This window comes from Nitrobacter sp. 62-13, assembly GCF_001896955.1.
GTDB lineage: Bacteria > Pseudomonadota > Alphaproteobacteria > Rhizobiales > Xanthobacteraceae > Nitrobacter.
Map to the genome: position 1 here is coordinate 1 of NZ_MKRN01000158.1, position 7,168 is coordinate 7,168.

A 7,168-nucleotide genomic window follows, 5' to 3' on the forward strand; every position below is an offset into this window, starting at 1 on the left:
TCGCCGAGCATGAACAACAGGTACGGCGTCGAGCCGTACTCGACCATGAAGCCCGCGACGAGTTCGGATTCCGCCTCGACCAGGTCGAACGGCGGACGGTTGGTCTCGGCCAGAGCCGAAACATAGAACACCACGAACATCGGCAGCAGCGGCAGCCAGTACCAGTTCAGGAAGGTCAGCCACGGCAATCCGATCATGCTGGCCAGACCGCGGGCATGCTGGGCCTCGACGATGGCCGTGAGGTTCAGCGAGCCCGCGCAGAGCAGCACGGTAATAATGACGAAGCCGATGGAGACTTCGTACGAGACCATCTGCGCCGCCGAACGCAGCGCCGCAAGGAACGGATATTTCGAGTTCGACGACCAGCCGCCCATGATAATGCCGTAGATCGACAGCGACGAAATCGCGAAGATGTAGAGAATTCCGACATTGATGTCGGAGATCACCCAGTTCAGATTGACCGGGATCACGGCCCAGGCCGCCAGCGCCAGGATGCAGGAGACCAGCGGCGCCAGCAGGAACACGCCCTTGTTGGCGCCGGAGGGAATGATCGGTTCCTTCAAAACGAACTTGAGCAGGTCCGCGAAGGATTGCAGCAGTCCCCACGGGCCGACGACGTTGGGGCCGCGCCGGATCTGCACCGCCGCCCAGATCTTGCGGTCGGCAAGAATGATGAAAGCGATCGCGATCAGCAACACCACAAGCAGCAGAACGCTCTGCGCGACGATCACGATCAGCGGCCAGAGAATGCCGGTCCACAAGGGCGAAGCGAAGAATTCGGCCATCACGCTCACTCCGCCGCCGTCAACATGCGACCGGACGCGAGCCGCGAGCATTCCGCCATCACGGCCGAGGCCCGCGCGATCGGGTTGGTCAGGTAATAGTCGTCAATCGCAGCCTTGAACGGCGATTTGTCGATGTTGCCGCCCTTGCCTGCAAGATTTTTGACCGCGCGAGAATCGCCGGCCTCGATCTGATCAATTCGCATCAGGTGCGGCACCACCTTGAACATCGCCTGCCGCAGCGCCGCCAGCGAGTCGTAGCCGAGCGTCTTGCCCAGCACATCGGACAGCGCGCGGATGATGGCCCAGTCCTCCCGCGCCTCGCCGGGCGGGAAGCCGGCGCGGTCAGCCATCTGCACCCGGCCTTCCGTGTTGACGTAAATGCCGGTCTTCTCGGTGTAAGCGGCGCCCGGCAAAATCACGTCGGCGCGGTGCGCGCCGGCATCGCCGTGAGTTCCGATATAGACGACGAACGTTCCCGCGGGCACTTCGATCTCGTCGGCGCCGAGCGAAAACAGAACGTCGAGCGCACCCGGTTCGGTCATTTGCGCGACGTTCATGCCTAATTTCCCGGGCGCGAAACCAAGGTCCAGCGCGCCGACGCGCGACGCCGCGTCGTGAAGCACCGCAAATCCGTTCCAGCCTTCCTTCAGCGCACCGACATCGGCGGCGAGTTTCGCCGCGGCTGCAAGAATGGCCCTGCCGTCGCGCCGTGACGTCGCGCCCGCGCCGACCAGCACGATCGGATTGCTGGCGCCTTTCAGCACGCCGAGAAACCTGTTCTTTCCGGCCGCGAGGTCGGCGAGCGATTCCGGGCCGGCGCCGAGATAATCATGATCGTAAGTCAAATCGGCGCTCTCGCCGATCACCCCGATCTTGAGTTGACCGGTCCGCCAGCGCTTGCGGATGCGCGCGTTGAGGATCGCCGCTTCCTTGCGCGGGTTCGATCCCACGATCAAAAGCGCGTCCGCCTGTTCGATGCCGGCGATCGTCGAATTGAAGATGTAGGACGCCCGCCCCGCCGCCGGATCGAACGCGTCGCCGCCCTGCACCGCGACATTGCTCGAACCGAGTTTCGACAACAGCTCCTTCAGCGCGAACATTTCCTCGACGGCCGCAAGATCGCCGGCGATCGCGCCGATCCGCTTGCTCTCAGCCTGCGGGACTTTCGCAGCAATCGCCGCGAAGGCTTCCGGCCACGAGGCCTCGCGCAGCACGCCGTCTTCACGGATATAGGGACGATCGAGCCGCTGGGTGCGCAAGCCGTCGACGATGTGGCGGGTCTTGTCGGAAATCCACTCCTCGTTCACCGCCTCGTTGACGCGCGGCAGGATGCGCATCACCTCGCGCCCGCGGGTATCGACCCGAATGGCCGAGCCGACCGCATCCATCACGTCGATCGATTGAGTCTTGCCGAGTTCCCACGGCCGCGCCGCGAATGCATACGGCTTCGACGTCAGCGCGCCGACCGGGCAGATATCGACGAGGTTGCCTTGCAGTTCCGACGTCAGCGCACTTTCAAGATAGGTGGTGATCTCCATGTCCTCGCCGCGGCCGATCGCGCCCATTTCCGGCGCGCCGCACACCTCCGCGGAAAAGCGCACGCAGCGCGTACACTGGATGCAGCGGGTCATCACCGTCTTGACCAGCGCGCCGAGATACTTGTCCTCGACCGCGCGCTTGTTCTCGGCGAAGCGCGAGGTATCGACGCCGTATCCCATCGCCTGGTCCTGGAGATCGCACTCGCCGCCCTGATCGCAGATCGGACAATCAAGCGGATGATTGATCAGCAGGAACTCCATCACCCCTTCGCGCGCCTTCTTCACCATCGGCGAACGCGTGGAGATTTGCGGCGGCTCACCGTTCGGACCCGGGCGGCAGTCGCGCACGCCCCAGGCACAACTCGCGACCGGCTTCGGACCGCCCTTTATCTCGACGAGGCACATCCGGCAGTTGCCTGCGATCGAGAGCCGCTCATGGTAGCAGAAGCGCGGAATCTCGGCGCCCGCGGCCTCGCACGCCTGAAGCAGCGTGTACTCGGCGGGCACGTCGATCTCTTTGCCGTCGACAATGAGTTTTGTCATGGCACTACTCCGCCGCGACCATGTGCGCGGGATCGAGGATACCCTGATCGTCGCGGTCGGCCTTGTGCGAATACTGGTCGATGCGCGCCTCGATCTCGTGACGGAAATGCGCGATCAGTCCCTGGATCGGCCAGGCCGCCGCATCGCCGAGCGCGCAGATGGTGTGGCCCTCGACCTGCTTGGTGACTTCGAGCAGCATGTCGATCTCGCGCTTGTGGGCGCGGCCCTCTGCCATTCGCGTCAGCACCCGCCACATCCAGCCGGTCCCTTCGCGGCACGGCGTACACTGGCCGCAGCTCTCATGCTTGTAGAAATAGGAAATGCGGGCGATTGCCCGGATCAGGTCGGTCGACTTGTCCATCACGATGACGGCGGCGGTGCCGAGGCCGGAGCGAAGCTTACTCAGGCTGTCGAAATCCATCGGCGTATCGATGATCTGCTCGGCCGGCACCATGCGCACCGAGGAGCCGCCCGGAATCACCGCCTTGAGATTGTTCCAGCCGCCGCGGATGCCGCCGCAATGGGTGTCGATCAGTTCGCGGAACGTGATCCCCATCGCCTCCTCGACGTTGCAGGGGCGCTCGACGTGACCCGAAACGCAGAACAGTTTGGTGCCGACATTGTTGGGGCGGCCGATCGCGGCGAACCAGGCCGCGCCGCGCCGCAGGATGTCTGGCGCAACCGCAATGGACTCGACGTTGTTCACGGTGGTCGGGCAACCGTAGAGGCCGACATTGGCCGGAAACGGCGGCTTCAACCGCGGCTGGCCCTTCTTGCCTTCCAGGCTTTCCAGCAGCGCCGTTTCCTCGCCGCAGATGTAGGCGCCCGCGCCATGGGCGACATACAGATCGAACGGGAAGCCGTGGATATTATCCTTGCCGATCAGTTTGGCCTCGTAGGCCTCGTCGATGGCGGCCTGGAGATGCTCGCGCTCGCGGATGAATTCACCGCGAATGTAGATATAGCCGGTGTGCGCGCCCATACCGACGCCGGCCAATAGACAGCCCTCGATCAAGAGATGCGGATCGTGCCGCATGATCTCGCGGTCCTTGCAGGTGCCGGGCTCGGACTCGTCGGCGTTGACGACGAGATAGCTCGGGCGGCCGTCGGCGTTGTCCTTCGGCATGAAGGACCATTTCATGCCGGTCGGGAATCCCGCTCCGCCGCGGCCGCGCAGGCCCGACGCCTTCATCTCGCTGACGATCCAGTCGCGGCCCTTGGCAACGATGGCCTTGGTGCCGTCCCATGCGCCGCGCCGGCGGGCGCCGGCGAGCCGCCAGTCGTCAAGACCGTAGAGGTTACGGAAGATGCGATCCTTGTCGTCGAGCATCAGGTCTTGCCCTTCCTGGTCGCGTCGTCGGCGGGCGGTTTCGCCGTGGGGCTTTCCCGCCGGCTTGCGGAGTCGGTCGGCTTCTTGGCGTCCGCATCCGTCAATGCCGGCTGAGCGCTTGCACGGCGCCCGCCCTCGCCTTTCGCAGCCGCCGTATTCAAGGTGGTCGGACCGCCGACAGGCGCGGAAAACTGGCGATCGATCTGGGGACCGGGCTTCGGCGGATTGCCGGAAGCAAATCCGTCCAGCACCTTGCCGAAGTTCTCCTTCGTCAGATCCTCGTAGGTATCCTTCCAGATCAGCACCATCGGCGCGTTGACGCAGGCGCCAAGGCACTCGACCTCCTCCCACGAGAAGTCGCCGTCCTTTGACAGATGAAAAGGCTCGTGATGGATGCGGCTCTTGCAGACGTCGAGGATGCCCTCGGCGCCGCGCAGCCGGCACGGCGTGGTGCCGCAGACCTGGATGTGAGCTTTCTTGCCGACAGGCTGCAGCTGGAACATCGTGTAGAAGGTCGCGATCTCCAGCATCCGGATGTAGGGCATGTCGAGCAGGTCGGCGACCGCGCGGATCGCCGCTTCAGGAATCCAACCGCCCTGCTGTTCCTGCGCGCGCCACAAAATCGCGATGGCCGCGGACGCCTGACGGCCAGCGGGGTATTGCGCGATCTGCTTCTTGGCCCAGGCAAGATTCTCCGCGCTGAACGCGAAGCTCTCGGGCTGCTTTTCTTTTGGTGCCAGGCGGCGGACGGACATCGTACTCTAGTCTCTCAATGAACACGTTGCGACGCGGTGGCGTTCAGGCGACGAAAACGATCGAGCCAGAATGCGCTTGAGGTTCCGAACACGTTGTAGCCAACGTGGGAGGCGACCTTGATGCGACCCAGAATGGAGAGTTCGGTCAACGTCTCGAAGCGTCCGTTGGCCGGATCGTGCACGATCAGCGTGAGCGGGGTCTGCTCAAGAATGTAACGCGACACGGTGTGGTTCGGATCGTTGCCGTGCTCCTCGCACAGGATCACCGCGTCGCCCTGCAGCACGCGGGTGCCCCCCTTGATGGCTTCGATCTCGACGCCTTCGACATCGAGCTTGATCAGGTACTTGCCATTGGGCGAAATCTTGCCGTCGTCGAGCAGATCGTCGAGCGCAAGCACCGGCACGCTCTCCCCGCCCGCACCGGCGCCGCCGGCGATGCTGAAGGCCTCATGCTTGGTGCCGGACAGGTGCGCAATGCCGCGCGCCGCACCGATGGCGCTCTGCATCACCGCGAAGCGGCTGCCGTTGATCATGGCGTTGTTCGAAAGCCTGGCGAAATTCTTCGACGACGGTTCGATCGCGATCGCCTTGCGCGATCCGAACGGCTTGCTGGTGACCAACACCGACCAGTAGCCGTAGTTGGCGCCACAATCGAGCAGCGTGTAGTCGACGTCGGCGGAGTCGCGAAACAGCAGTTCAAGCTCGTCTTCATACTTGAAGGAGCGATTGAGCAGCTTGCTCCAATAGCCGTCGCCATAGGGAAACGCGAACGTGGCATCGGGATTGAGCCTGACGGCGATATCGCGCTCCGGCAGCGCCTTGCGCAGCAGGTTGGCGCAACTGTTGTAGCCGCGGTGCGCGAACAGCGACGACACCTTGGAGCCCGCCACCAGCGCCAGCGCAGCCGCCCGCTCCCAGGCGCTGGCTCCCTCGAGAACGCCCGAGGTCCGGTCGAACTGAATGGGCGGCTGTGCGATCACCGGTCGACCTCTCCGAACACGATGTCGAGCGAACCGAGAATGGCGGAGACGTCCGCCAGCAGGTGCCCTCTGCAGATGAAATCCATCGCCTGCAGGTGTGCGAAACCCGGCGCGCGGATCTTGCACTTGTACGGCTTGTTGCTGCCGTCCGAGACAAGATAGACGCCGAACTCTCCCTTGGGCGCTTCCACCGCGGCATAGACCTCGCCCGCCGGAACGTGGAAGCCCTCGGTGTAGAGCTTGAAGTGATGGATCAGCGCTTCCATCGAACGCTTCATCTCGCCGCGGCGCGGCGGGAAAATCTTGTTGTCCTCGACCGCCACCGGCCCCTGCCCGTCGGCGGCACGCAGCTTGGCGATGCACTGCTTCATGATCCGCACCGACTGGCGCATCTCTTCCATGCGGATGAGATAGCGATCGTAGCAGTCGCCGTTCTTGCCGATCGGGATATCGAAATCCATCTCGGCGTAGCATTCATAAGGCTGCGACTTGCGCAGATCCCAGGCCGCGCCGGAGCCGCGGACCATGACGCCGGAGAAGCCCCATTCCCAGGCCTGCTTCAAGGTCACCACGCCGATATCGACGTTGCGCTGCTTGAAAATGCGGCTGGCGGTCAGCAACTGGTCGAGATCGGCGACGACCCGCAGGAACGGATCGCACCAGGCGTCGATGTCGTCGATCAGCTTTTGCGGCAGGTCCTGATGCACGCCGCCGATGCGGAAATATGCGGCATGCATTCGCGAGCCGGAGGCACGCTCGTAGAACATCATCAGCTTTTCGCGTTCCTCGAAGCCCCACAGCGGGGGCGTCAGCGCGCCGACGTCCATCGCCTGCGTGGTGACGTTGAGGAGATGCGAGAGAATACGGCCGATCTCGCAGTAGAGCACCCGGATCAACTGGCCGCGGCGGGGCACGGCGATGCCCAGCAGCTTTTCGGCCGCGAGGCAGAAGGCGTGCTCCTGATTCATCGGCGCGACGTAATCGAGCCGGTCGAAATACGGGATCGCCTGAAGGTAGGTCTTCTGCTCGATCAGCTTCTCGGTGCCGCGATGAAGCAGGCCGATGTGCGGATCGACGCGCTCCACCACCTCGCCATCCAGTTCCAGCACCAGGCGCAGCACGCCGTGCGCCGCCGGATGCTGCGGACCGAAATTGATGGTGAAGTTGCGCATACCGGGGGTTTCGGTACCAAGTGCTTCGGTCATCAGCCACCCGCCTTGCCGCCGGTCGCCTTCTC

6 protein-coding genes are annotated in these 7,168 nt (G+C 64.0%); all 6 read right to left on the bottom strand.

Annotated elements, in window-relative coordinates; genetic code table 11:
• Positions 1–785, bottom strand: a 785-nt coding sequence (locus BGN91_RS11070; RefSeq protein WP_292613089.1) for an NADH-quinone oxidoreductase subunit H, incomplete at its 3' end; no start/stop codon positions are given.
• A 5-nt stretch (positions 786–790) separates the two neighbouring features.
• Entirely contained in the window at positions 791–2,866 is a 2,076-nt protein-coding gene (gene nuoG, locus BGN91_RS11075) for an NADH-quinone oxidoreductase subunit NuoG (protein ID WP_292613091.1), read from the bottom strand.
• Between the two features lie 4 nt (positions 2,867–2,870).
• Positions 2,871–4,196, bottom strand: a complete 1,326-nt coding sequence (nuoF, locus tag BGN91_RS11080) for an NADH-quinone oxidoreductase subunit NuoF (RefSeq protein ID WP_292613093.1) — start codon at positions 4,194–4,196, stop codon at positions 2,871–2,873.
• Positions 4,196–4,951 (bottom strand): NADH-quinone oxidoreductase subunit NuoE, encoded by a 756-nt coding sequence (gene nuoE / locus BGN91_RS11085; RefSeq protein WP_292613095.1) that lies wholly within the window; start codon positions 4,949–4,951, stop codon positions 4,196–4,198. Before nuoE ends, nuoF begins: the two co-directional genes overlap by 1 nt.
• A gap of 14 nt (positions 4,952–4,965) precedes the next feature.
• Positions 4,966–5,928, bottom strand: coding sequence for an FkbM family methyltransferase (locus tag BGN91_RS11090; RefSeq protein WP_292613097.1), 963 nt, complete (start codon positions 5,926–5,928; stop codon positions 4,966–4,968).
• Positions 5,928–7,136 carry an NADH-quinone oxidoreductase subunit D gene (locus BGN91_RS11095; protein WP_292613099.1) on the bottom strand — a complete coding sequence of 403 codons (1,209 nt, stop codon included), beginning with the start codon at positions 7,134–7,136 and terminating at the stop codon, positions 5,928–5,930. The genes BGN91_RS11090 and BGN91_RS11095 overlap by 1 nt, the downstream gene beginning before the upstream one ends.
• Positions 7,137–7,168 lie beyond the last annotated feature (32 nt).

What these genes read in the sequence shown, in the direction of transcription:
- nuoG (WP_292613091.1), bottom strand. Translation starts at nt 2,866, where the DNA reads ATGACAAAACTCATTGTCGACGGCAAAGAGATCGACGTGCCCGCCGAG.
- nuoF (WP_292613093.1), bottom strand. Translation starts at nt 4,196, where the DNA reads ATGCTCGACGACAAGGATCGCATCTTCCGTAACCTCTACGGTCTTGAC.
- nuoE (WP_292613095.1), bottom strand. Translation starts at nt 4,951, where the DNA reads ATGTCCGTCCGCCGCCTGGCACCAAAAGAAAAGCAGCCCGAGAGCTTC.
- BGN91_RS11095 (WP_292613099.1), bottom strand. Translation starts at nt 7,136, where the DNA reads ATGACCGAAGCACTTGGTACCGAAACCCCCGGTATGCGCAACTTCACC.